General features: G+C 71.1%; 24 protein-coding genes. 16 read left to right on the forward strand and 8 right to left on the reverse strand.

All coding sequences use genetic code 11. The features are described 5' to 3' along the window. Window positions 1–8: 8 nt before the first annotated feature. Genes zwf through tkt form a run of 4 tightly spaced genes read right to left on the reverse strand, consistent with a single transcriptional unit; the run spans window position 9 to window position 6,396 of the window. The gene (gene zwf / locus F9C41_RS12330; RefSeq protein WP_155386989.1) at window positions 9–1,544 is read right to left on the reverse strand and encodes a glucose-6-phosphate dehydrogenase; all 1,536 of its coding nucleotides are present in this window, start codon (window positions 1,542–1,544) and stop codon (window positions 9–11) included. Window positions 1,545–1,556: 12 nt separating this feature from the next. Beyond that, entirely contained in the window at window positions 1,557–3,203 is a 1,647-nt protein-coding gene (locus tag F9C41_RS12335) for a glucose-6-phosphate isomerase (RefSeq protein ID WP_155386806.1), read from the reverse strand. Further along, window positions 3,200–4,315, reverse strand: coding sequence for a transaldolase (gene tal, locus F9C41_RS12340; RefSeq protein WP_155386807.1), 1,116 nt, complete (start codon window positions 4,313–4,315; stop codon window positions 3,200–3,202). Before tal ends, F9C41_RS12335 begins: the two co-directional genes overlap by 4 nt. 2 nt (window positions 4,316–4,317) lie before the next feature. Then, complete coding sequence (gene tkt / locus F9C41_RS12345) at window positions 4,318–6,396, reverse strand: transketolase (protein WP_155386808.1); 2,079 nt, start codon at window positions 6,394–6,396, stop codon at window positions 4,318–4,320. A gap of 319 nt (window positions 6,397–6,715) precedes the next feature. Here tkt and F9C41_RS12350 point away from each other — a divergent pair, with 319 nt between their 5' ends. From F9C41_RS12350 to F9C41_RS12360, 3 genes are all read left to right on the forward strand, one after another. Beyond that, window positions 6,716–7,618 (forward strand): heme o synthase, encoded by a 903-nt coding sequence (locus tag F9C41_RS12350; protein WP_269058913.1) that lies wholly within the window; start codon window positions 6,716–6,718, stop codon window positions 7,616–7,618. A 217-nt stretch (window positions 7,619–7,835) separates the two neighbouring features. Beyond that, window positions 7,836–8,156 carry a hypothetical protein gene (locus F9C41_RS12355; protein WP_155386809.1) on the forward strand — a complete coding sequence of 107 codons (321 nt, stop codon included), beginning with the start codon at window positions 7,836–7,838 and terminating at the stop codon, window positions 8,154–8,156. Window positions 8,157–8,238: 82 nt separating this feature from the next. Beyond that, window positions 8,239–9,153, forward strand: coding sequence for an ATP-grasp domain-containing protein (locus F9C41_RS12360; protein ID WP_155386992.1), 915 nt, complete (start codon window positions 8,239–8,241; stop codon window positions 9,151–9,153). A 22-nt stretch (window positions 9,154–9,175) separates the two neighbouring features. On the opposite strand, the gene F9C41_RS12365 is transcribed toward F9C41_RS12360, so the two are convergent. After that, complete coding sequence (locus F9C41_RS12365; protein ID WP_155386810.1) at window positions 9,176–9,895, reverse strand: hypothetical protein; 720 nt, start codon at window positions 9,893–9,895, stop codon at window positions 9,176–9,178. A gap of 76 nt (window positions 9,896–9,971) precedes the next feature. After that, window positions 9,972–10,913, reverse strand: coding sequence for a COX15/CtaA family protein (locus F9C41_RS12370; protein WP_230689543.1), 942 nt, complete (start codon window positions 10,911–10,913; stop codon window positions 9,972–9,974). Window positions 10,914–11,091: 178 nt separating this feature from the next. Between F9C41_RS12370 and F9C41_RS12375 the strand changes: the two genes are divergently transcribed. From F9C41_RS12375 to F9C41_RS12425, 11 genes are all read left to right on the forward strand, one after another. Continuing rightward, the gene (locus F9C41_RS12375) at window positions 11,092–11,868 is read left to right on the forward strand and encodes a helix-turn-helix transcriptional regulator (protein WP_407924687.1); all 777 of its coding nucleotides are present in this window, start codon (window positions 11,092–11,094) and stop codon (window positions 11,866–11,868) included. Further along, entirely contained in the window at window positions 11,865–13,286 is a 1,422-nt protein-coding gene (gene sufB / locus F9C41_RS12380) for a Fe-S cluster assembly protein SufB (RefSeq protein ID WP_155386812.1), read from the forward strand. Before F9C41_RS12375 ends, sufB begins: the two co-directional genes overlap by 4 nt. After that, window positions 13,286–14,428 carry a Fe-S cluster assembly protein SufD gene (sufD, locus tag F9C41_RS12385; RefSeq protein WP_155386813.1) on the forward strand — a complete coding sequence of 381 codons (1,143 nt, stop codon included), beginning with the start codon at window positions 13,286–13,288 and terminating at the stop codon, window positions 14,426–14,428. Before sufB ends, sufD begins: the two co-directional genes overlap by 1 nt. A 64-nt stretch (window positions 14,429–14,492) precedes the next feature. Next, window positions 14,493–14,828 (forward strand): non-heme iron oxygenase ferredoxin subunit, encoded by a 336-nt coding sequence (locus F9C41_RS12390; RefSeq protein WP_155386814.1) that lies wholly within the window; start codon window positions 14,493–14,495, stop codon window positions 14,826–14,828. Next, window positions 14,825–15,604 carry a Fe-S cluster assembly ATPase SufC gene (sufC, locus tag F9C41_RS12395; RefSeq protein ID WP_155386815.1) on the forward strand — a complete coding sequence of 260 codons (780 nt, stop codon included), beginning with the start codon at window positions 14,825–14,827 and terminating at the stop codon, window positions 15,602–15,604. Before F9C41_RS12390 ends, sufC begins: the two co-directional genes overlap by 4 nt. A gap of 16 nt (window positions 15,605–15,620) precedes the next feature. Next, on the forward strand, window positions 15,621–16,913 hold the full coding sequence (locus tag F9C41_RS12400) for a cysteine desulfurase (RefSeq protein ID WP_155386816.1): 1,293 nt from the start codon (window positions 15,621–15,623) through the stop codon (window positions 16,911–16,913). A gap of 2 nt (window positions 16,914–16,915) precedes the next feature. Then, entirely contained in the window at window positions 16,916–17,368 is a 453-nt protein-coding gene (gene sufU / locus F9C41_RS12405; RefSeq protein WP_155386817.1) for a Fe-S cluster assembly sulfur transfer protein SufU, read from the forward strand. Then, on the forward strand, window positions 17,368–17,781 hold the full coding sequence (locus F9C41_RS12410; protein ID WP_155386818.1) for a metal-sulfur cluster assembly factor: 414 nt from the start codon (window positions 17,368–17,370) through the stop codon (window positions 17,779–17,781). Before sufU ends, F9C41_RS12410 begins: the two co-directional genes overlap by 1 nt. 125 nt (window positions 17,782–17,906) lie before the next feature. Further along, on the forward strand, window positions 17,907–18,647 hold the full coding sequence (locus tag F9C41_RS12415; RefSeq protein ID WP_155386819.1) for an N-acetyltransferase: 741 nt from the start codon (window positions 17,907–17,909) through the stop codon (window positions 18,645–18,647). Window positions 18,648–18,804: 157 nt separating this feature from the next. Further along, window positions 18,805–19,434: a LysE family transporter gene (locus F9C41_RS12420; RefSeq protein ID WP_155386820.1), complete on the forward strand. Its 630-nt coding sequence runs from the start codon at window positions 18,805–18,807 to the stop codon at window positions 19,432–19,434. Between the two features lie 5 nt (window positions 19,435–19,439). Next, window positions 19,440–20,189 (forward strand): HAD family hydrolase, encoded by a 750-nt coding sequence (locus F9C41_RS12425; protein ID WP_155386821.1) that lies wholly within the window; start codon window positions 19,440–19,442, stop codon window positions 20,187–20,189. Between the two features lie 33 nt (window positions 20,190–20,222). On the opposite strand, the gene F9C41_RS12430 is transcribed toward F9C41_RS12425, so the two are convergent. Continuing rightward, on the reverse strand, window positions 20,223–20,846 hold the full coding sequence (locus F9C41_RS12430) for a TMEM175 family protein (RefSeq protein WP_155386822.1): 624 nt from the start codon (window positions 20,844–20,846) through the stop codon (window positions 20,223–20,225). A gap of 181 nt (window positions 20,847–21,027) precedes the next feature. Here F9C41_RS12430 and F9C41_RS12435 point away from each other — a divergent pair, with 181 nt between their 5' ends. Further along, window positions 21,028–22,065 (forward strand): aminotransferase class V-fold PLP-dependent enzyme, encoded by a 1,038-nt coding sequence (locus F9C41_RS12435; protein WP_155386823.1) that lies wholly within the window; start codon window positions 21,028–21,030, stop codon window positions 22,063–22,065. After that, the gene (locus F9C41_RS12440; protein ID WP_230689544.1) at window positions 22,062–22,694 is read left to right on the forward strand and encodes an acVLRF1 family peptidyl-tRNA hydrolase; all 633 of its coding nucleotides are present in this window, start codon (window positions 22,062–22,064) and stop codon (window positions 22,692–22,694) included. The genes F9C41_RS12435 and F9C41_RS12440 overlap by 4 nt, the downstream gene beginning before the upstream one ends. A 98-nt stretch (window positions 22,695–22,792) precedes the next feature. On the opposite strand, the gene ypfJ is transcribed toward F9C41_RS12440, so the two are convergent. Next, a complete protein-coding gene (gene ypfJ, locus F9C41_RS12445; RefSeq protein WP_155386825.1) occupies window positions 22,793–23,824 on the reverse strand; it encodes a KPN_02809 family neutral zinc metallopeptidase in 1,032 nt (343 codons plus the stop codon). Between the last annotated feature and the right edge of the window lies 1 nt (window position 23,825).

Below are 23,825 nucleotides of genomic sequence, written 5' to 3' on the forward strand. Positions count from 1 at the left end.
AGGCTCGCTCATGCCCGCCGCCAGGTGCGGCCCTCGCGGGCCAGCATCTCGTCGGCCTCGCGCGGACCCCACTCGCCTGCCCGGTAGGTCGCGGGCTTGGTGCCCTCCCACGCGTCCTCCAGCGGGTCGATGATGCGCCAGCCCTCCTCGACCTCGGCCGCGTCCGGGAACAGCGTCCGGTCGCCCAGCAGCACGTCGAGGATGAGCCGCTCGTACGCCTCGGGGCTGGACTCGGTGAAGGCCTCGCCGTAGGCGAAGTCCATGGTGATGTCGCGCAGCTCCATCTGGGTGCCGGGCACCTTGGAGCCGAACTTCAGCATCACGCCCTCGTCCGGCTGGACCCGGATGACCAGCTGGTTGTTGCCCAGCAGCTCCACGTCCTCGGGGTAGAACGGCAGGTGCGGCGCCTTCTTGAAGAGCACGGCGAGCTCGGTGACCCGGCGCGGCAGGCGCTTGCCCGCGCGGATGTAGAACGGCACCCCCGCCCAGCGCCGGTTCTTGATGGTCAACCGCACCGCCGCGTACGTCTCGGTGTTCGAGTCCGGCGGGACGTCCGACTCCTCCAGGTAGCCCGGCACGCGCGCGCCGCCGACCCAGCCGGTCAGATACTGCCCGCGTACGGTCTCGGCGGCCACGTCCTTGGGCGGCACGACGGCGCGCAGCACCTTGAGCTTCTCGGCGCGGATCTCGGAGGCGTCGAAGGTGGTCGGCTCCTCCATGGCGACCAGCGCCAGCAGCTGCATCAGGTGGTTCTGCATGACGTCGCGGGCCGCGCCGGTGGCGTCGTAGAAGCCGGCCCGGGTGCCGATGCCCACGTCCTCGGCCATGGTGATCTGCACCGAGTCGACGTACTTGGAGTTCCACATGGGCTCGAACAGCGAGTTCGCGAAGCGCAGCGCCAGGATGTTCTGGACCGTCTCCTTGCCCAGGTAGTGGTCGATGCGGAAGACGTCCTCCGCGCTGACCACGTCGTCCACCAGGTCGTTGAGCGCCTTGGCCGACTCCAGGTCCTCGCCGAAGGGCTTCTCCACCACGACCCGCCGCCAGCCGCCGGACTTGGCGTTGTCGGCCATGCCGGTGCGTTCCAGCTGCTTGAGCACGGTCGGGAAGGCGGCCGGGGGGATGGACAGGTAGAACGCCGCGTTGCCCATGATGCCGTGCGAGTCGCGCAGCTCGTTGAGGCTGTCGTGCAGCCGGTCGAAGGCCGCGTCGTCGTCGAACGCGCCGCCCACGAAGCGGAAGTTGCCCGCCAGCCGGGCCCAGACCTCCTCGCGCCACGGGGTGCGCGCGTGCTCCATGGCCGCGGTGCGGGCCACGTTCTCGAAGTCGCCGTCGCCCCAGTCACGCCGGGCGAACCCGGCGATCACGAAGCCGGGCGGCAGCAGGCCCCGGTTGGCCAGGTCGTACACGGCGGGGATGAGCTTCTTGCGGGCGAGGTCGCCGGTGACCCCGAAGATGACGAGCGCGCATGGCTCCGGGATCCGCGGCAGTCGGCGGTCCTGGGGGTCCCGCAGCGGATTGACCCGCTCCGGGTCGGACGACACGGTCACGTGACGTCACCTCTCCTTGTACGGCTGGATGCGGCCCGCCGCGTCCAGCAGCTGGGCGATGCCCTTGGCCCGGTCGGTCAGGTGCAGGTGCAGCAGTGGGCGGTCGCGCCCGGCCAGCGCCTGCCGGTCGCCCGCGGCCTGTGCCGCCTGCAGCTGACCGAAGGTGTACGGCTTGCCCGGCACCGGCAGGTCCTCGGCGACCTCGCCGGTGATCTGCAGGAAGGCCCCGTGCTGCGGGCCGCCCTTGTGGTACTGGCCGGTCGAGTGCAGGAAGCGCGGGCCCCAGCCGAACGTCACCGGGCGGCTGCTCGCTGCGGCCAGCTGCTCGCGCAGCTTCGCGGTGTCGGCGTCGGCGAAGCGGTCCAGGTAGGCCATCACGGCGACATAGCCGTGCTCGCCCGCGGCCCCCAGCAGGGCGCGCAGCGCGTCCTCCAGGGAGGTCGCGTCGCCGTACCCGATGATCGCGCCCTCGGTGAACGACGGCGCCGCCGCCGGCAGGCCCTCGTCCAGGATCTTGTTGGTGTTCTGCTTGGACTCGGTGACGTTGGGCTGGTCGAACGGGTCGATGCCGAGCACCCGCCCGGCCACCGCGGTCGCCGCCTCCCAGCACAGGAACTGTGCGCCCAGCGCGCCGTTGACCGACACGTGCGGCAGCACGCCGCTGCCCGGCACCGCGCCGACGCCCAGTGCGCCGCCGATGGTGGCGGTGAGCACGTCGGGGCCGGTGGCGCCGGCGCTGACCGGGGTCTCCACCACGACCGGCAGGATGCCCTTGCCCTCCTTGCCGGTGGACTCGGCGATCAGCTGCTCCGCCCAGTCGCCCAGGCCGGTGATGCCGCTGCCGTCGTCGACCAGCGCGAGCTTGTCGCGGCCGTGCCGGGCGGCCGCGCCCAGCACCGCGCCGAGCAGGAACGCCGGGTTGTCGACGTCACCGGTCAGCGTGGTGGCGAACTCCTCCGCCTGGTCCAGCAGCTCGGCCACGTCCACCCCGGCCAGCGCGGTCGGGACCATGCCGAACGCGGTCAGCGCGGAGTAGCGGCCGCCCACCTCCGCATCGGCCAGCAGCACGAACGCGCCCATCTCGCGGGCGGTCGCCTCCAGCGGCGAGCCGGGGTCGGTGACGATGACGAAGTGCCGCCCGGCCTCGGCCGGGCTGAGCCCCGCGTCGAGGAACGCCTGCAGGTATGCCCGGCGGTGGCTGTCGGTCTCCACGGTGCCGCCCGACTTGCTCGACACCACCACGACGGTGCGGTCGAGCCGGTCGCGCAGCGCGGCGGCGACCTGGCCCGGGTCGGTGGTGTCCAGCACGGTGAGCCGCTTGCCCAGGGTGAGGGAGATCACCTCGGGGGCCAGTGAGGAGCCGCCCATGCCGGCCAGCACCACGTGGTCCAGGTCGCCCAGCTCTTCGCGCAGCTCGGCGAGCTGGGGCAGCAGCGCCCGGCTGCGCTCGAAGGTGTCCACCCAGCCCAGCCGGACGGCCGCCTCGGATTCGGCGGCCGGGCCCCACAGCGTGGGGTCCTTGGCCGCCAGCTTCGCAGGCACCCCGTCGGCCAGCAGTTGGGCCAGCACGGGCTCGGCCTCGGCTGCGACCTCGCGGGAAACCCGCACGGTCAGCCCGCCACCGAAGACGATCTCCTGGAAGTCATCGCTCATGCTTTTGCCAGCTTCGCCTGCACGCCCTCGAGCAGTTCGGTCCAGCTGGCGTCGAACTTGGCGACGCCGTCGCGCTCCAGGAAGTCCACCACGTCGTCGTAGTCGACGCCGACCTCGCGCAGCGCGTCGAGGGCCATCTCGGCCGACTGCAGGTTGCCGGTGATCGTGTCGCCGGGCACCTTGCCGTGGTCGGCGAAGGCCTGCATGGTCTTCTCCGGCATGGTGTTGACCGTGTTCGGCGCGATCAGCTGCTCGACGTAGAGCGTGTCCGGGTAGGCGGCGTTCTTGGTGCCGGTGGAGGCCCACAGCGGCCGCTGCGGCTTGGCCCCGGCGGCCTTGAGAGCCGCCCAGCGCTGGCCGTTGACGACCTCCAGGTGCGCGCCGTACGCCAGCCGCGCGTTGGCGACCGCGGCCTGCCCACGCAGGGCGAGCGCGTCCGGGGTGCCGATCTTCTCCAGCCGCTTGTCGATCTCGGTGTCGAAGCGCGACACGAAGAAGGACGCCACGGACTCGATCTTCGAGATGTCGTGCCCGTTGGCCTGGGCCTGCTCCAGGCCGGCCAGCCAGGCGTCCATCACCGCGCGGTAGCGCTCCAGCGAGAAGATCAGCGTCACGTTGACGCTGATGCCCTCGGCCAGCGCCGCGGTGATCGCGGGCAGGCCGGCCAGGGTCGCCGGGATCTTGATGAACAGGTTGGGCCGGTCGACGAGCCACCACAGCTGCTTGGCCTCGGCGATGGTCGGCTCGGTCTGGTTCGCCAGCCGCGGGTCGACCTCGATGGACACCCGGCCGTCGACGCCGTCGGAGGCGTCGAACGCCGGGCGCATCACGTCGCAGGCCCAGCGGATGTCGTACGTGGTGAGCATGCGCACGGCCTCGTCGACCGAGACGCCGCGCACCTTCAGGTCGTGCAGCTGCGCGTCGTAGTCGTCGCTGCCCGCCAGCGCGCCCGCGAAGATGGTCGGGTTGCTGGTCACGCCGACGACGTGGGACTCGTCACGCAACTTCTCCAGCGCCGTGTGCGAGCCGCCCTCGGTGAGCCGCTCGCGGGAGATGTCGTCGAGCCATACCGCCACGCCCGCGGCGGAGAGCTCGCCCAGTGCATCAGTCATAGTCACTCGCCTACCTTGGAGAGGGAGCGGCGGGCCGCCTCCGCGACCGCCTCCGGGGTGAAACCGAACTTCTCGAACAGGGTCGCGGCCGGGGCCGACGCGCCGTAGTGCTCCAGGCTCACCGACTCGCCCGCGTCGCCGACCAGGTCACGCCAGGACATGGCGATTCCGGCCTCGACACTGACCCGGGCCTTCACGTTCGCGGGGAGCACGGACTCCCGGTACCCCGCGTCCTGCGCGCGGAACCACTCCTGGCAGGGCATGGACACGACCCGGGTGGGCACGTCCTCGTCCTCCAGCAGTTCCTGCGCCTTCAGGCAGACCGAGACCTCGGAGCCGGTGCCGATGAGGATCACCTGCGGGGTGCCGGTGGAGGCCTCCTCCAGGATGTAGCCGCCGCGCTCGAAGCCGGTGACCTTCGCCGGGTCGAGCGTGGGCACGTTCTGGCGGGTCAGCGCCAGCGCGGTGGGCCGGTCGGTGTGCTTGAGCGCCATCCGCCAGGCGTGCGCGGTCTCGTTGGCGTCGGCGGGGCGCACCACGTCCAGGCCGGGGATGGCCCGCAGCGCGGTGACCTGCTCCACCGGCTGGTGGGTCGGGCCGTCCTCGCCCAGGCCGATCGAGTCGTGCGTCCAGACGTACGTCACCGGCAGCTTCATCAGCGCGGCCAGGCGCACCGGCGGGCGCATGTAGTCGGAGAAGACCAGGAACGTGCCGCCGTACACGCGGGTGCCGCCGTGCAGCGCGATGCCGTTCATGATCGAGCCCATGCCGTGCTCGCGGATGCCGAAGTGCAGCGTGCGGCCGTACTCGTCGCCGGGGAACTCCTTGGTGGCGAACTCGGCCGGGACGAACGACGGCTCGCCCTTCATAGTGGTGTTGTTGCTCTCGGCCAGGTCGGCCGAGCCGCCCCACAGCTCCGGCAGCACCGGCGCCAGCGCGTTGAGCACCTGGCCGGACGCGGCGCGGGTGGCCAGGCCCTTCGGGTCGTGCGGGAAGGACGGCAGCGCCTGCTCCCAGCCCTCGGGCAGGGTGCGGGTGCTCATCCGGTCGAACAGCGCCAGCCGCTGCGGGTTGGCCTTCGCCCAGTCGTGGAACGCCTCCTCCCACTGCTCGTGCAGCAGGCGGCCGCGCTCGGCCACGGCGCGGGTGTGCGCGATGACCTCATCCTCGACCGGGAACGCCACGGCCGGGTCGAAGCCGAGCAGCTCCTTGACCGCGGCGGCCTCGTTGGGGCCGACCGCCGAGCCGTGGATCTTGCCGGTGTTCTGCTTGGTCGGCGCGGGCCAGCCGATGATGGTGCGCAGCGCGATGAAGCTGGGCTTGTCGGTGACCGCCTTGGCGCGCTGGATCGCCGCCCACAGCGCCGGCACGTCCTCGTGGTAACCGGTGTTGCCGCCGGTCCAGTCGACCTTCTCCACGTGCCAGCCGTACGCCTCGTAGCGCTTGCAGACGTCCTCGGACTTCGCGATCAGGGTGTTGTCCTCGATCGAGATCTCGTTGTCGTCGTAGAAGACGATGAGGTTGTCCAGCTTCTGGTGGCCCGCGATCGAGGAGACCTCGTGGGTCACGCCCTCCTCGATGTCACCGTCCGAACAGATCACATAGATGTGGTGGTCGAACGGGCTGGTGCCGGGGGCGGCGTCCGGGTCGAACAGGCCGCGCTCGCGGCGCGCCGCCATCGCCATGCCGACGGCGTTGCCCAGGCCCTGGCCCAGCGGGCCGGTGGTGGTCTCCACGCCGCGGGTGTGGCCGTGCTCGGGGTGGCCGGGGGTCAGCGAGCCCCACTGGCGCAGCGCCTGCAGGTCCGACAGCTCCAGGCCGTAGCCGGCGAGGAAGAGCTGGACGTACTGGGTGAGGGAGGAGTGGCCGGCGGAGAGCACGAAGCGGTCGCGGCCGGTCCAGTCGGGGTCGTTGGGGTCGAGGCGCATCGCCCGCTGGAACAGCAGATAAGCCAGTGGCGCGAGGCTCATCGCGGTGCCCGGGTGGCCGTTGCCGGCCTTCTCGACGGCGTCCATGGCCAGGACGCGGGCGGTGTCCACCGCGCGGCGGTCGATGTCAGACCAGATCAACTGCTCGGTCACAGCTGTGCTACTCCTAGCGACTCGTTTCCGTCGCGCCAGGCCGTGGAAAGGATCGCCACGCCCAGGGGCTCCGGCAGGTATGAAGCATCGTCGTCCGGGCGGCCACGGTGTCGCCAGGCGTCGGTGTTGACCCTACTCATACCGCGCACAGCGCATGTGTGAACCCGTCCATTCCGGGTGTGGCGTAGCGCTCGCAGGGGTTGACCAGCGTTGCCGTACCCTGTTGCGGGTGAGCACGCTCGCCGCAGAGTCGCCTGAGGCGGCCACCGTAGATCTCCCGTCCCCCCGCACCGCCGTGATCCCGGTCCAGCCGGGCGCGGTGGCCCGTGCCGCGCAGCTGCAGCAGCGCAAGGCCAGATGGGCGATGGTGGGGGCATACGTGTCGCTCACCAAGCCGCGCATCGTGGAGCTGCTGCTCATCACGACGATCCCGGCGATGATGCTGGCCGCCGAAGGGCTGCCCTCCATCTGGCTGATGCTGGTGGTGCTGGTCGGCGGCTCGTTCGCGGCCGGCGCGGCCAACGCGATCAACTGCTACATCGACCGCGACATCGACCCGCTGATGGGCCGCACCTCGCGCCGCCCGCTGGTCACGCACAAGATCTCGCCGAAGGCCGCGCTCGTGTTCGGCCTGTCGTTGGCGGTCGCCTCGACGCTGCTGATGGCGGCGTTCACCAACTGGCTGGCCACCGCGCTGACCGTGGCGGCGATCGTCTACTACGACGTGATCTACACCGCCTGGCTCAAGCGCACCACGCCGCACAACACCTTCTGGGGTGGCGTGTGCGGGGCGATGCCGGTGCTCATCGGCTGGGCCGCGGTCACCGGCTCGCTGGCCCCGGCCGCCTGGCTGCTGTTCGGCGTCGTCTTCTTCTGGCAGATGCCGCACTTCTACGCGCTGGCGATCCGCTTCAAGGACGACTACGCCAAGGCCGGCATCCCGATGCTGACGGTGGTGGCCACCCCGCGTCGCGTCGCGATCGAATCCGTGGTCTACTCCTGGCTCACGGTGGCCGTGTCGCTGGCGGTGTGGCCGCTGGGCATGTCGTCGGTTTACGGCCTGCCCGCGCTGATCTGCGGCGGCTTCTTCATCCTGGAGGCCCACGGCCTGTACAGCCGCACGGTCAAGGGTGAGGACGTCAAGCCGATGCGGTTGTTCCACTGGTCCACGGCGTACCTCACGATCGTGTTCGTGGCCGCCGCGGTCGACGTGTTCATCTGAGCGGTTCTTACCTGTTTCGGCCGGACACACCCTTTTTCTGCACGGAGTGTCGGCCAGCTGACTGAAAACTGTCCGTTCTGTGACGCATTGACGATGCTATTTCCGGGCGAACCCGGACACCTGATCTCTGTACACCGGGTTGCGATCACGTAACAGGAATCACAAAAGCCCATCACCATCCCTCCACGGGACACCCGTTCTGCTTATCGTGCTTGGCATGGCAGAAGGTTCAGATACGACGACGACCATCGTCCACCCCGCCGCCAACCTTGTGGCGGTCCTGCGCGCTTTCGCGAGCGAGCACGGGGGAGCGAAGGGAGTCGTCGAGTACGTCGGACGGCGCGGTGCGCGCATCGTGCTGGTGGGCAATGACGGGGCATGGGGCGACCAGATGGCTCCCAGCACCGACGCGGCCCGAGCCGCCTGCGAGAAGGCCGGCATCACCGTGGAGAACGAGTGGGAGCGCGAGCTCATCGAGCTCATGCGCCCCACGAACGACCTCTGGCGCTCCATGTCCAAGCGAGTCCTGGCGCGCTGAGGTTCTTTCAGATCCCGCGTTATATTCGGATCTTGTGAGCACATCCCTTGACCACGCGACCCGGGCCCAGGCCCGGGTCGCCCTGGTATCTGAAGCAGGTTCCGCCCCGTCGCCGCGCCCGTCCGGCACCCGTGCCCGGGTCGCGATCGTGACCTGCGCCGAGATCCCGCTGCTGGAGGACGACGACCGGCTGGTGCTGCCCGCGCTGGCGGCCCTGGGCGTCGATGCCGAGCCCGTGGTGTGGGACGACCCCGAGGCCGACTGGTCCGCCTACGACCTGGTCGTGCTGCGCTCACCGTGGGACTACGCACAGCGCCACGAAGAGTTCCTGGCCTGGGCGGCCGGGGTGCCCCGGCTGGTCAACCCGGCTGAGACGGTGGCCTGGAACACCGACAAGCGCTACCTCGCCGAGCTGGCCGCGGCCGGGCTGCCGGTCACCCCGACCACGTTCCTGGCCCCCGGCGACACGTGGACGCCCCCGGCGGGCGACGGCGAGTACGTCATCAAGCCCGCGGTGAGCGCCGGCAGCCGCGACACCGGCCGCTACGGGCCCGCCGACGCCGTGCAGGCCGTCGCCCACGTACGCCGCCTCCAGGCCGCCGGCCGGATCACCATGGTGCAGCCCTACCTGCCCGCGGTCGACTCCTACGGCGAGACCGCCCTGCTCTACTTCGCGGACCCGGCGACGGGCCGGCTGGCCTACAGCCACGCCATCCGCAAGGGCCCGATGCTCACCGGCCCCGACGAGGGCATGGAGACGCTCTACAAGCTCGAGGAGATCACCTCCCGGACGCCCACCGCCGCCGAGCGCGCCGTGGGCGATGCCGTGGTGGCCACCCTGCCCGCCGGCCTGGTCTACGCCCGCGTCGACCTGATCCCCGACGAGCGCGGCAACCCGCTCCTGGTCGAACTGGAACTCACCGAGCCGTCCGTCTTCATGCTCCACGACGACGCCGCCGCCACCCGCCTGGCCACCGCCATCACCTGGGCCCTCTGACCCGACGCCGGCCCGGGTCCGGTCAGCGGGCGGTGCGGGAGAGGAAGTCGTGGAGGCCGGCGCCTGGGGGGTCGTCGGGGTGGGCGGCGAGGCCGCGTTCGGCCCAGGAGCGGGCGGCCACGGGGTCGCCGACGTCGGCGAGGGCGCGGGCCAGGCGGCCGTACTGGGCGGCGTGCTTGAGGTCGCCGCCGATGACCTCGATCAGGGTGGTGGTGTCCCGTTCCCAGCGGGCCAGGCGTTCGACGGCGTCGCGGGCGCTGAGGTCGCCGGGGTCGGCGGCCCAGCGGCGGCGCACCGCGGCCCGGTAGTGGTCGAGGCCGCCGGGGCCGAGGGCGGGACCGTAGGCCCAGATGTCGACGGGGCACCAGCGGCCGGTGTCGAACTGCACGGTGACCAGCCAGTCGGCCAGGTCCACGGGGTCGGGCAGGGCCTGGCGGCAGGCCTCGGCGTGCGTGGCCAGCAGGCGGTTGAGCAGGTTGTCCAGGGCGCCGGAGGCGTCGTCGGCGTGGTCGAGGGTGCTCAGCAGCAGTTCGACGGCGTGCGCGAGGGGTTCCCGGGCGACGCCGGCCCGGCCCGTGCGCACCAGGGTGGCCAGTTCCTCGGCGACCCGCGCGGCGCTCTCGGCGTGCCGGACGCTGGCCCAGTAGTCGAGACCACCGGTGGTGGTGAAGGTCCGGGTCACCACGCCGGGGAGGGAGTCCTCGGGGTGGGCCTGCGGCGCGCGGCGCAGAGAGGTGGGCACCCCGTCATCATCGCTCTGTCGGGCGCTCCATGAGGCCCTTGCGCGACCGGTTGACGACCGGATCGGAATCTGGCGGTTACCGGACGGTGACCAATGTCCGGTTCGTTTCGTCGCTGCTCAGCCTGGACGCGCTCCCATCAGCCTCGGGCGCGTCGAACCCGGTGGACCAGACCACGGCCAGGGTGGCCACCCACACCGCGCACGCCCCGGCCATGTGTGCGCCGACCAGCAGGGCGGGCAGGTGGGTGAAGTACTGCACGAAGCCGATCGCACCCTGGGCCAGCAGCACCGCGAGCAGGATCGTCGCGGAGCGGGCCATGGGGGCGGCGGTGACGGCGCGGGCGGCGAACCAGCACGCGACGGCCAGGCCCAGCATCAGGAAGACGGCGTCCACGTGCAGCTGGGAGATCATCTCGGGGTTCAGTCCCGTGCGGTGGGCCTTCTCGTCACCGGCGTGCGGGCCGCTGCCGGTGACCACGACACCGATCACCACCACGGCCGCCGAGGCGGCGGTGAGCGCCCAGGTGAGCGGGCGGAGCCGGGCGGCGCCGGGTTCGGCGGCGGGGCGGGTCGCCGTGCGCTGCCAGAGCAGGTACGAGCCGCCGATCATCGCCGCGGACAGCAGGAAGTGCAGGCCCACCACGTACGGGTTGAGGTCGGTCAGCACGGTGATGCCGCCCACCACGCCCTGCCCGGGGATGCCCAGCGCGAGGATGACCGCCGGCCGGCGCAGCCGGGCGTGCCGCCACACGGCCACCACCAGCGCGATGGCGATGGCGGAGAGCACGAAGGTGAGCAGCCGGTTGCCGAACTCGATGGCCCCGTTGATCCCCATCGCCTGGGTGGCGGTGTACGAGTCCTCGGTGCACTTGGGCCAGGTGGGGCAGCCCAGGCCGGAGCCGGTCAGCCGGACCGCGCCGCCGGTGATCACGATGCCGATGTTGCCGACGAGGCCGGCCAGCGCCAGTCGGCGGCGGGTCACCGCGTCGGCGTCGAGCAGCTGCCGGGTGCCCGGCAGGCGCTCCAGGAGCCGGGTGATCCGGGGGACGAACCCGGCTGCCTTCGCGGTGTCGACATCAAGCACGAACCGATGGTAGGCGCGCGTTCCTGGCACGCCGAGTTAGGGCAGGCTGGGTGTCACGAGTCACCCCGGGGACGGTTTGCGCACGTCGAACTAAATAAGTAACACTGGTGTAGTGAAAAAGGGTGGGGTGATCACAGAGGCATCCGATCGCCGCGTGGGTCATCCTGCCACGCGCGGCCGGGTGATCGAGCTGCTCGCCCAGGGCCCCGCGACCGCGGCGGCGCTGGGGGTCGAGCTGGGCCTCAGCCCGGCAGGCGTGCGCCGCCACCTCGACGCGATGTTCGCCGAGGGCCTGGTCAGCGCACGCGAGCAGGTGATCCGCGGCCCGCGCGGCCGGGGACGCCCCGCCAAGGTCTTCTCACTCACCGACACCGCCCGCGACGGGCTCGGCCGGCATGCCTACGACGGCCTGGCCACGGCCGCGCTGCGCTGGATCGCCGAGCGCGGCGGCGAGCGCGAGGTGGCCGCCTTCGCCGCGGCCCAGATCTCGGTGCTGGAGCAGCGCTGCGAGGCGGCCGTACGCGACTCGGGTGACGATCCTCTCGCCCGCGCGGAGGCGCTCGCGGAGGCGCTGACCGCGCAGGGATACGCTGCGAGCGCGTCCACGATCGCCACCGGCGGGCAGCTGTGCCAGCACCACTGCCCGGTCGCGCACGTCGCCGCCGAGTTCCCGCAGCTGTGCGAGGCCGAGACCGAGGTGATCGGTCGCCTGATCGGCACGCACGTGCAGCGGCTCGCGACGATCGCGCACGGCGACGGGGTGTGCACCACACACATACCTCCGAAAGTGTTCCGTCCCGGAGCGCCGCCTGGCGGCGCTCCGGCTCCGGCGGGACGAACCGAGCTTGTTCAGATCCACGATGGCGTCACGATGAGGACGGACTCATGACCGAGCAGATCACCACGACCGAGGACCAGCTCGCTGGCCTGGGCAAGTACGAGTACGGCTGGGCCGACCCGGACCTGGCCGGCGTCAACGCGCGACGCGGTCTGAACGAGGCCGTGGTGCGCGACATCTCGGGCAAGAAGAGCGAATCCGACTGGATGCTCGACCTGCGGCTCAAGGGTCTGCGGCTGTTCGGCCGCAAGCCCATGCCGAACTGGGGCGCGGACCTGTCGGGCATCGACTTCGACAACATCAAGTACTTCGTGCGCTCGACCGAGAAGCAGGCGGCGAGCTGGGAGGACCTCCCCGAGGACATCAAGAACACGTACGACAAGCTCGGCATCCCCGAGGCGGAGAAGCAGCGCCTCGTGGCGGGTGTCGCCGCGCAGTACGAGTCCGAGGTCGTCTACCACGCGATCCGTGAGGACCTGGAGCAGCAGGGTGTGCTGTTCCTGGACACCGACACGGCGCTGAAGGAGCACCCGGAGCTGTTCAAGGAGTACTTCGGCACCGTCATCCCGGTGGGCGACAACAAGTTCGCCGCGCTGAACACCGCGGTGTGGTCGGGCGGCTCGTTCATCTACGTGCCGCCGGGCGTCAACGTGGAGATCCCGCTGCAGGCCTACTTCCGGATCAACACCGAGAACATGGGCCAGTTCGAGCGGACCCTGATCATCGTCGACGAGGGCGCGTACGTGCACTACGTCGAGGGCTGCACCGCGCCGATCTACTCGTCGGACTCGCTGCACAGCGCGGTCGTCGAGATCATCGTGAAGAAGAACGCGCGCTGCCGGTACACCACGATCCAGAACTGGTCGAACAACGTCTACAACCTGGTCACCAAGCGCGCCGTGTGCCACGAGGGCGCGACCATGGAGTGGGTCGACGGCAACATCGGTTCCAAGGTCACCATGAAGTACCCGGCCGTGTTCATGGTCGGCGAGCACGCCAAGGGCGAGGTGCTCTCGGTGGCGATGGCCGGTGAGGGCCAGCACCAGGACGCGGGCGCCAAGATGGTGCACGCGGCCCCGCACACCTCGTCGACGATCATCAGCAAGTCGATCGCCCGGGGCGGCGGCCGCACCTCGTACCGCGGCCTGGTCCAGGTCATGGAGGGCTCGCACCACAGCAAGAGCACGGTCAAGTGCGACGCGCTGCTGGTCGACACCATCTCCCGCTCGGACACCTACCCGTACGTCGACATCCGCGAGGACGACGTGTCCATGGGTCACGAGGCGACGGTCTCCAAGGTGAGTGACGACCAGTTGTTCTACCTGATGAGCCGGGGCCTGTCCGAGGACGAGGCCATGGCGATGATCGTGCGCGGCTTCATCGAGCCCATCGCCAAGGAGCTCCCGATGGAGTACGCCCTGGAACTGAACCGACTGATCGAACTGCAGATGGAAGGCGCCGTCGGCTGATGAGCACCGAAGTTATCGCACCGCCCAAGACCAAGTCGCAGGCGTTGCGCTCGTTCCACGTCGCCGACTTCCCGGCCCTGACCGGTCGCGAGGAGGAGTGGCGCTTCACTCCGCTCAAGCGGCTGCGGGGCCTGGCGGCCGGCGACCTCGCGGCCTCGGCCGCGCCCAAGCACGAGTACGGCACGCTGCCCGAGGGCCTCACCGTCGCCACGGTGCCGACCTCGGACTCCCGGATCGGCGGGGTGCTGACCCCGTTCGACCGGATCAGCGCCTGGGCCTTCGAGAACGCGGCCGACGCGCTGCTGGTCGAGGTCGCCAAGGAGACCGTGCTGGCCGAGCCGTTCACGCTGCGGCTGGCCGGGCTCGGTGCCGAGGGTGCCGCGGCGGCGCACACCTACCTGTCGGTGGGGGCGTACGCCGAGGCGACGATCGTGCTGGAGCAGACCGGCAGCGTGACGCTCGCCGACAACGTGGAGATCGCGGTCGCCGACGGCGCGAAGCTGACCCTGGTCACGGTCGCCGACTGGGCCGCCGACGCGGTGCAGGCGCAGCACATCAAGGTCAAGCTGGGCCGCGACGCGAAGATCCTGCACGTGCAGGTGTCGCTCGGCGGTGACCTGGTGCGCCAGTTCACCAGCGTCGACTACACCGGCCGCGGCGGCGAGGCCGAGCTCTACGGGCTCTACTTCGCCGACGGCGCGCAGCACATCGAGCACCGCCTGCTGGTGGACCACTCGGTGCCGGACTGCCGCTCGTACGTGGGCTACCGGGGCGCGCTGCAGGGTGAGGGCGCGCACACGGTCTGGGTCGGCGACGTGCTGATCCAGGACCAGGCCACCGGCACCAGCACCTACGAGGTCAACCGCAACCTGCTGCTGTCCGACGGGGCGCGGGCCGACTCGGTGCCGAACCTGGAGATCGAGACCGGCGAGATCGTCGGCGCGGGCCACGCCTCGGCGACCGGCCGCTTCGACGACGAGCAGCTGTTCTACCTGATGGCCCGGGGCATCCCCGAGTCCGAGGCGCGCAAGCTCGTGGTCCGCGGTTTCTTCGCCGAGCTGCTCGGCAAGATCCCGGCCGAGGACCTGCGGGAGCGCCTGGGCACGGCCATTGAGGAGCGGCTGGAGAAGGCGGGCTCATGAGCGAGCGCAGCGAGCGAATCATGACGCCCGAACCCGCCGCCGACGAGCGCAGCGAGGAGAAGGCGTGACCGATTTCGTCAGGGCTTGTGCCGCCGACGACGTCGCCAAGGGCGCGGCGCTCGCGGTGGACCTCGCCGGCACCCCGGTGGTCGTGGTGCACGCGGAGGACGACGGCTTCTACGCCGCGTACGACGAGTGCTCGCACGCCGCCGTGGCGCTGTCGGAGGGCGAGGTCGACGGCTGCACGCTGGAATGCTGGCTGCACGGCTCGCGTTTCGATCTTCGTACCGGTGCGCCGACCGGCCTGCCCGCCACCGAACCTGTTCCCGTCTTTCCCGTCGACGTCCGTGACGGCGACGTCTACGTCAGCCTGACGCCAAGCAATGGAGTAACCCGATGAGCAAGTTGGAGATCCGCGACCTTCAGGTGTCGGTGAAGCTGCCCGAGGGCGAGCTGAAGCCGATCCTGCACGGGGTCACGCTGACCGTGGAGTCGGGCCAGACGCACGCCATCATGGGCCCGAACGGGTCCGGCAAGTCGACCCTGGCCTACTCGATCGCGGGCCACCCGAAGTACGAGATCACCGGTGGCACGGTGACCCTGGACGGCCAGGACGTGCTGGCGATGACCGTGGACGAGCGCGCCCGCGCGGGCCTGTTCCTGGCCATGCAGTACCCGGTCGAGGTCCCCGGCGTGTCGGTGGCCAACTTCCTGCGCACCGCGAAGACCGCGATCGACGGCGAGGCCCCCAAGCTGCGCACCTGGGCCGGCGAGCTGAAGGGCTCGATGGAGAAGATGGGCATGGACCCCGCCTTCGCCCAGCGCAACGTGAACGAGGGCTTCTCCGGCGGTGAGAAGAAGCGGCACGAGATCGTGCAGCTGGAGCTGCTCAAGCCGAAGATCGCGATCCTCGACGAGACCGACTCCGGCCTCGACGTCGACGCGCTGCGGGTCGTCTCCGAGGGCGTGAACCGGGTCAAGGAGAACAACGACAGCGGTGTGCTCCTGATCACCCACTACACCCGGATCCTGCGCTACATCAAGCCGGACTTCGTGCACGTCTTCGTCGCCGGCAAGATCGTCGAAGAGGGCGGCCCGGAGCTGGCGGACAAGCTCGAGGCCGAGGGTTACACGCGCTACGGGGCGGACGCCGACGCGGCCGTCGCGGCTGCCTGAGGGAGCTGAGCAGACGATGACCGCATTGACCATCCCGGCCGGGATGCCGCAGTACGACGACAAGCCGCGCTTCGACGTGGAGCGCGTGCGCGCCGACTTCCCGATCCTCGGCCGGGAGGTCAACGGTCATCCGCTCGTCTACCTCGACAGCGGCAACACCTCGCAGAAGCCGCGCCAGGTCATCGACGCGGTCGCCCGCTACTACGCCGAGCACAACGCCAACGTGGCGCGCTCGGTGCACACGCTGGGCACCGAGTCGACCGAGGCGTACGAGGGCGCGCGGGCCAAGGTCGCCGCGTTCATCGGCGCGCCCAGCGTGGACGAGGTGGTGTTCACCAAGAACGCCACCGAGTCGCTGAACCTGGTCGCGCACGCGTTCGGCCCGCACGCGCGGGACCCGCGCTTCCGGCTGGGCCCCGGCGACGAGATCGTGATCTCGGAGATGGAGCACCACTCCAACATCGTGCCGTGGCAGTTGCTCTGCGAGCGCACGGGCGCGACGCTGCGGTGGTTCGGCCTCACCGAGTCCGGCCGGCTGGACGAGTCGAACCTCGACGAGCTGGTCAACGAGCGTACGAAGATCGTGTCGATCGTGCACATGTCGAACGTGCTCGGCACCGTCAACGCCACCGCGCGCATCACCGCGCGGGTGCGCGAGGTCGGCGCGCTGCTGATGCTCGACTGTTCGCAGTCGGTGCCGCACCTGCCGATGGACGTCGTCGACTACGACGTGGACTTCATCGCGTTCACGGGGCACAAGATGCTGGCCCCGACCGGCATCGGCGTGCTGTGGGGGCGCGGCGAGCTGCTCAACGTCATGCCGCCGTTCCTGGGCGGCGGGTCGATGATCGAGACGGTGAAGATGACCGGCTCGACGTTCGCCCCGGCCCCGGCCCGGTTCGAGGCGGGCACCCCGCCGATCGCGCAGGCGGTCGGGCTGGGCGCCGCGATCGACTACCTGAACGCGGTCGGCATGGACGCGGTCGCCTGGCACGACAAGGAGCTGACGGCGTACGCGCTGGACGCCCTGGACACCGTGCCCGGCCTGCGCATCTATGGCCCGAGGGTGCCGGTGGGACGCGGCGCGACCATCTCGTTCACACTGGACAAGATCCACCCGCACGACGTGGGTCAGGTGCTCGACTCGCTCGGTGTGCAGGTGCGGGTCGGCCACCACTGTGCCAAGCCGATCTGCGACCGTTTCTCGGTGCCCGCGCTCACCCGGGCCTCGTTCTACCTCTACACGACGACCGAAGAGGTCGACGCGCTCGTGCGCGGCCTGGATCAGGTGCGGAAGGTCTTCGCTTAGCCATGCAGCTCGACCAGCTCTACCAGGAGATAATCCTGGACCACTACAAGCGCCCGCAGGGGCGCGGGTTGCGCGAGCCCTTCGCGGCCGGCGTGCACCACGTGAACCCCACCTGCGGCGACGAGATCACCCTCCGGGTCGCCCTGGACGGGGAGACCATCAGCGACATCTCGTACGACGGCCAGGGCTGCTCCATCAGCCAGGCGTCCGCGAGTGTGCTCTACGAGCTGCTGAACGGCCGCAAGGTCGACGACGCGTTCGCGGTGCACGCCGCGTTCGTCGAGCTGATGGGCGGCAAGGGCCAGATCGAGCCCGACGAGGAGGTGCTGGGGGACGCGGTCGCGTTCGCCGGCGTCGCCAAGTACCCCGCGCGGGTCAAATGCGCGCTGCTGTCCTGGATGGCGTTGAAGGACGCGGTCGCGCAGGCCGTCGCCCTCGAGAAGGAGGAAGTGTGATGAGCGAGACCGACATCGTCGACAGCGCCGTGGAGTCCGCGCCCGTCGAAGCCGCGCCGGTCGAGGCCGCCGCGCCGAAGGCCGGCAAGAAGGCCGAGGTCGACGAGGTACGCGAGGCCATGAAGGACGTCGTCGACCCCGAGCTGGGCATCAACGTGGTCGACCTGGGCCTGGTGTACGGGGTCCACATCGACGACGAGAACACGGCCACCCTCGACATGACGCTGACCTCGGCGGCCTGCCCGCTGACCGACGTCATCGAGGAGCAGACCCGTGCCGCGCTGTGCACCGGTCCGGGCGGCGGCCTGGTCAACGACATGCGCATCAACTGGGTGTGGCTGCCGCCGTGGGGCCCCGACAAGATCTCTGACGACGGCCGCGACCAGCTGCGCTCGCTCGGCTTCAACGTCTGACCGACGTCTTTCGAAGGGCGTCCACCCCGCGGGGTGGACGCCTTCGCGCTTCCCGGCTCGAGGTCACCCGACGCGCGGGATAATGCGGTTGATCGACTCCCGGCAGGCGGAGGAGGCTCGCGGTCATGCACATCGCCACCCTCGACCAACGACCCGACCTGGTCTCCGCCCTGTGGGACATGCCCACGGCCTGGCCGGAGTTCATGCTCCACGACCCCATCTCGAACCTCTACTACGGCCTGGCCGTCCAGGAGTGGCCGGAGTACATCCTGGTCGCCGAGGACCCGGACGAGCCCGGCAGGCTCGTCGCCAAGGCCCACAGCGTGCCGTTCATGCTGCCCGAGGGCGACGAGCTGCCGCTCGACGGCTGGGACGGCGCCCTGCGCCGCGCCCTGCAGGCCCGGGTGGCCGGCGTGAAGCCGAACCTCGTCTCCGCGATCGAGATCGCGGTGCGCCCTGACCGGCAGGGCACCGGGCTGTCCGCGATCATGCTGGCCGCGATGCGGGACAATGCGGCCCGGCTGGGCTTTTCCGACCTGGTCGCGCCGGTGCGGCCGAACGGCGCCAAGGACCCCGACGAGCCCATGACGTCGTACGCGTACCGCACGCGCGCCGACGGCCTGCCTGTGGACCCGTGGCTGCGGGTGCACGTACGGGCGGGCGGCGTCATCGAGAAGATCGCTCCCCGCTCGATGGTCATCCCGGGCACCTGCGCGGAGTGGCGGGAGTGGACCGGGCTGCCGTTCGACACCACCGGGCCGGTGCACGTGCCCAAGGCGCTGACGCCGGTGCACAACGACGCCGAGCACGACTGGGCCGTGTACGTCGAGCCCAACGTGTGGATCCGGCACCGTACCGGGGCCTGAGACATCGACCGGAAAACAGGTCGCGGGCAGGACGGCGGCGGCCCAGAATGTTCCGCATGACGACTACCTGCCTGCGCCTCGCGCCCCTGTCCGCTTCGGCGGAAGGACGGCGTCGACAGCAGCGTGGGCCCGTGGCCGGAACGAGCCGCCCGCAGTCGTGACCGCCGCCCTCGTGGCGGGCGTGCTGGCGGGTTACGGCGTAGCCGTGCCCGTCGGCGCGATCGCACTGCTGCTGATGAGTCTCACCGCCCGCACCTCGCTGCGGATCGGCGCCGCCGCCGCACTGGGCGTGGCGGCCGCCGACGGGATCTACGCCCTGATCGCCGTGCTCGGCGGAGCCGCCCTGGCCCGCTGGATCGAACCGATCGCCACGCCGCTGCGCTGGATCGCCGTGGTCGTGCTGCTGTACATCGCGGGACACACCGCGGTGGGGGCGGTGCGCCACTACCGCGACCCGGCCCGGGCCCGCGAGACGAAACTGCTGGACACCCCGGGCCGGGCCTTCCTGGCGCTGCTCGGGCTGACCCTGCTCAACCCGATGACCATCGTGTACTTCGGCGCGCTGGTCCTCGGCGGGCGGCAGGCGATGGACGGGCTCACCGGCCCGGAGGGCGCGGTGTTCGTGACCGCCGCGTTCCTCGCCTCGGCCAGCTGGCAGCTGACCGTCGCGGCGGGCGGCGCGCTGGTGGGCCGGGTGCTCGCCACACCCCGCGGACGCCTGGTCACCGCCCTGGTGTCCAGCCTGGTGATCTCAGTCCTCGCGGTGGCGCTCGTCGTGGCAGAGTAGGCGCCATGCTGCCTACCCCCACTGCTCTGCTGCTCGACTTCGGCGGGGTGATCGTCGAGTCCGGACGGTCACCCCGGCCGGAGGACTCCACATATCGGCACGCCGCACTCGTCCAGCGCGTCCACCGGCTCACCGGCGGCGTGGTCGGCGAGGACCAGATCCGCCACGCGCTGGACGAGGCGAAGAAATCCCGCGCGCAGATGCGCGAGAACACCGAGGAGTGCCTGGAGATCAGCCATGAGCAGCTCTGGGGGGAGCTCATCGCCGTCGAGTGGCCGGCGGTGGCCAGGGCCACGGTGCTGGTGCACGCCAGCGACCTGACCCGGCAGTGGGCGCGGCGGCCCGACTGGCGGCTGCGGCCGGGCATCTCCGACCTGCTGGACTTCACGGTGGGCCGGGGCATGCAGGTCGCCGTCGTCAGCAACACCCCCTGCGGCCAGGCCCACCGGGAGGCGCTCGACGAGTTCGGGCTGACCGGCGCGATCGCCGTCCAGGTGTACAGCGACGAGCTGGGCGTGTACAAGCCGCATCCGAGCATGATCTGGGCCGCCGCGCGGGACCTGGACGTGCCCGTGGCCGACTGCTGGTATGTCGGGGACCAGCCGCACCGCGACATCGTCTGCGCCCGGCGGGCCGGAGTGGGCGCGGCCATCCTCATGCCCGAGGGCGAGCCGCGCGAGGTCGGCGAGAACACGCCGGACGCCGTCGTCGCCGACGGCACCGAGCTGCTGGCGCTGCTCCGGCAGGCGCTGTAGGCGGGTCACCGGGCCGCCGCCGGATCCGGCACGCTAGTGGGGAGCGGTCGGGTGGCCGTGGCGCCGGGCCCGCCGCTCCGCCGCCGCCTGCATCAGGGGCATCAGCGCCAGGAGCGGCAACGCCAGGTTGGCCAGGAACAGGGCGGCGATCAGCGTGGCCACCATGGCGCTGGTCGCGATCACGCCACGGCGCACCGACCGCTGCACCGCCTCGGCCCGGCCGGGGCGCTGCAGGGGCACCCGGTCGCGGATGCGCAGCGACAGCAGCAGGCCGCTGAACGCGATGAAGACCAGGTTGGCCATGTACAGCAGGGTCGCGCCGCGCCCCTGGTCGACCTCGTAGGTCAGCACCGCCGTCGGCACCGGCAGGAACACCACGCCCAGCAGCCACAGGCTGTTCAGCAGCATGATGCCCTCGCCGGCGTCGACGAGGTTGTCGAAGACCCGGCGGTGCACCATCCAGAACAGCGACACCACCACGAAGGACATCACGAACGCGGCGAAGTCGCCGGCATGCTCGCGCACGAGGTCCCGGACGGTCTCGGTCTGCGCGTCCCGGGCGGTGTCGACCAGCGGCAGGATCAGCAGGGTCAGCGCGATCGCGACGACTCCGTCGGTGAACGCCGTCAGCCGGACCAGCGAACGGGACTCCTGCATCCCTATGGGGTACCACAACCGCCCTGGTCAGCTCAGGTGCTTGAGCGCTTCGCGGCGGGCCAGCCCGGACAACTGCGCCTGGTGTGCGGCCACGAGCGACGAGCCGGAACCGCCCGCGCCATGCCACCTCCTGCGTATTGGCCTGCGATGATCGCCCGTGGCCGGTGGAATACTGCCAATCATGGACAGTATCGACCTCGCCTCGCTGTGGTCCGCCGAGCCCGGCTACCTGAACACGGCCAGCTTCGGGCTGCCGCCGGACCGGGCCTGGGACGCCCTGCAGGTGGCGCTCGCCGACTGGCGGGCGGGTCGCACCTCCTGGGAAGGGTGGGGCGAGTCGACCGAGCGAGCGCGCCAGTCGTACGCCCGGATCATCGGGGTCGACGCGGCCGACGTCGCGGTCGGCGCGCAGGTGTCGCAGCTGCTGGCCCCGGTCGCCGCGGCCGTGCCCGACGGCGCGACCGTGCTGGTCCCCGAGCTGGAGTTCACCTCGGCGGTGTTCCCGTGGGCGGTGCACGCCGACCGCGGCGTGACCATCCGTACCGCACCGGCCGACCGGCTCGCCGAGCGCATCGACGCGAGCGTGGACGTGGTCTCGTTCGGGCTGGTGCAGTCGTCGGACGGGACGGTCGTGGACTACCCGGCGGTCGTCGCCGCGGCGCGCGCCGCGGGTGCGACGGTCGTCGTGGACGCCACCCAGGCGTGCGGATGGCTGCCCTTCGACGGCGCACTGGCCGATGTGGTGGTGACCGTCGCCTACAAGTGGCTGATGTCGCCGCGCGGCACGGGTTTCGTCTACCTGAACCCGGCGGTGCGCGAGCGCACCCGGCCGCTGGCGGCCAACTGGTATGCCGGTGAGGACGTGCACAGCTCGTACTACGGCATGCCGCTGCGGCTGGCCAAGGACGCCCGTGCCTTCGACATCTCGCCCGCCTGGCAGGCCTGGGTCGGCACCGCGCCCGCGCTGGAGGTCGTCGAGGAGATCGGCGTGCCGGCCATCCACGCCCACGACGTCGGTCTGGCCAACAGGTTCCTGGCGGGGCTGGGGCTGCCGCCGGGGGACAGCGCGATCGTGAGCGTGGACGTGCCCGGCGCGGACGCCAAGCTGGCCGCCGCGGGCATCCGCACCGCGGTGCGCAACGGCCGGATCCGGGCGTCGTTCCACGCGTACACCACGCCGGCCGATGTGGACGCCGCGTTGAACGCCCTGGTGGGCTGATGGTCGCCAAGCCCGCCGCGGGCGGGGGCCGCTGGGCCGACGTCGAACCGCGGCGACTGCGCCGCTGGCTGGACGGCTTCTACTCGCGCCACGACGGCGCGCAGGAGGAGGGCCTGAAACTGGTCGCCGCCAACGGCGACACCGCCGAGCTGATCCCGCCGCCGGGGCTGGGCGAGATCGCCGACGTGGACGGACTGCTGGCGGCGCTGGCCGTGCCGCGCCGGCTGGGGCTGCTACTGGCCCGGCGCAACGCGGTCGCGGTCGGGGTCGCCGACGGCGACGAGCTGATCAGTTCCAAGGTGGACACGTTCTACGTGCAGGGGCGCACCGCCGCGGGCGGCTGGTCGCAGCAGCGCTACGCCCGCCGCCGGGAGAACCAGGCGTCCGGCGCGGCCCGCGACGCCGCCGACATCGCCGCGCGCATCCTGCTGCCGTATGCGGAAAGCATGGCGGCCCTCGTCTGCGGCGGCGACCGCGGCACGGTCGACGAGATCCTCACCGACCGCCGCCTGGCCCCCCTGCTCCCGCTGCGCCACGAGCGCCTGCTCGACGTCCCCGAACCCCGCCACGCCATCCTGGTGGACGCCGTCACCGCCGCCCACGACGTCCGCATCCACCTGGTCCCCTGACCCGCAAAAGATCATCCGACCTGCCTGGCAGCTGTGCGAATCTTGAACCGTGATACGCCCGATTGCCTGGCAAGTCGGATGATCTGGAGCCCGTCCGGTCAGCTGGCGAAGGTGTTGCACTGGCGGGGGTCGCCGGTGGTGTAGCCGCGGTTGAACCACTGCTGGCGCTGCTCGGAGGAGCCGTGGGTGAAGGCCTCCTGGTTGATGTGGCCGGTGGCCTTCTGCTGGATGGCGTCGTCGCCGACCGCGGCGGCCGCTTCGAGGGCCTGGTCGATGTCCTGCTGGGTGATGGACTTGAACAGCGGCTGGCCGGTCGCGTCGGTGGTCTTGGCGGCCGAGTTGGCCCACACTCCGGCGTAGCAGTCGGCCTGCAGTTCCATGGCCACGGAGTACTTGTTGGCGTTGGCCGGGTCGCGCTGCTGGGCCCGGCGCACCTGCGCCTCGGTGCCGAGCAGGGTCTGGATGTGGTGGCCGTACTCGTGGGCCAGCACGTACGCCTGGGCGAACTGGCCCTTGGCGCCGAACCGGCTGGCCAGCTCGTCGTAGAAGCTCAGGTCGATGTAGACGTGGTTGTCGCCGGGGCAGTAGAACGGGCCGACACCCGCGGTGGCCGGGCCGCAGGCGGTGTTGACCGAGCCGGTGAAGAACCGGGTGGTCGCCGGCTGGTACGGCTGGCCGAGGTACTGCGGCATGGCGGAGCGCCAGTATGCCTGGATCGAGTTGATGTAGAGCAGGTTGCGGCAGGCCGGGTTGTCGAACCGCTTCGGGTTGGACTTGTCACACTGCTGCGCCAGGGCGCTGCTGTTGACGTCGTTGGGGCCCGGCTGCTGGCCCTGCCGCTGCTCGGGGGTCAGCCCGCCGACGCCGCTGAACAGGCTGGAGCCGCCGCCGGTGCAGATCAGGAAGCCGACGCAGAGCGCGCCGACCAGCAGCACCGCCATGCCGATCTTGCTGCGCATGAGCAACGGCAGCAGCCCGGCGAGGCAGCCCGCGCCGCCCATCCCGCCGCCCCCGCCGCCTCCGCCGCCCATGGGCGGGAAGTTGAAGCCGCCGCCGCCGCGCCCGCCCCCGGCGCCACGCATGTCCTCGACCTGTGACGGGTCGAGTTCGGCGTTCTCGTTGATGCTCACG

It is taken from the genome of Catellatospora paridis, assembly GCF_009720365.1.
GTDB lineage: Bacteria > Actinomycetota > Actinomycetes > Mycobacteriales > Micromonosporaceae > Catellatospora > Catellatospora paridis.

Bases quoted from the DNA above. Each gene is read 5' to 3' on its own strand.
- F9C41_RS12335 (WP_155386806.1), bottom strand. From the start codon at position 3,203: ATGAGCGATGACTTCCAGGAGATCGTCTTCGGTGGCGGGCTGACCGTG.
- tal (WP_155386807.1), bottom strand. From the start codon at position 4,315: ATGACTGATGCACTGGGCGAGCTCTCCGCCGCGGGCGTGGCGGTATGG.
- F9C41_RS12355 (WP_155386809.1), top strand. From the start codon at position 7,836: ATGGCAGAAGGTTCAGATACGACGACGACCATCGTCCACCCCGCCGCC.
- sufB (WP_155386812.1), top strand. From the start codon at position 11,865: ATGACCGAGCAGATCACCACGACCGAGGACCAGCTCGCTGGCCTGGGC.
- sufD (WP_155386813.1), top strand. From the start codon at position 13,286: ATGAGCACCGAAGTTATCGCACCGCCCAAGACCAAGTCGCAGGCGTTG.
- sufC (WP_155386815.1), top strand. From the start codon at position 14,825: ATGAGCAAGTTGGAGATCCGCGACCTTCAGGTGTCGGTGAAGCTGCCC.
- F9C41_RS12400 (WP_155386816.1), top strand. From the start codon at position 15,621: ATGACCGCATTGACCATCCCGGCCGGGATGCCGCAGTACGACGACAAG.
- sufU (WP_155386817.1), top strand. From the start codon at position 16,916: ATGCAGCTCGACCAGCTCTACCAGGAGATAATCCTGGACCACTACAAG.
- F9C41_RS12410 (WP_155386818.1), top strand. From the start codon at position 17,368: ATGAGCGAGACCGACATCGTCGACAGCGCCGTGGAGTCCGCGCCCGTC.
- F9C41_RS12415 (WP_155386819.1), top strand. From the start codon at position 17,907: ATGCACATCGCCACCCTCGACCAACGACCCGACCTGGTCTCCGCCCTG.
- F9C41_RS12425 (WP_155386821.1), top strand. From the start codon at position 19,440: ATGCTGCCTACCCCCACTGCTCTGCTGCTCGACTTCGGCGGGGTGATC.
- F9C41_RS12430 (WP_155386822.1), bottom strand. From the start codon at position 20,846: ATGCAGGAGTCCCGTTCGCTGGTCCGGCTGACGGCGTTCACCGACGGA.
- F9C41_RS12435 (WP_155386823.1), top strand. From the start codon at position 21,028: ATGGACAGTATCGACCTCGCCTCGCTGTGGTCCGCCGAGCCCGGCTAC.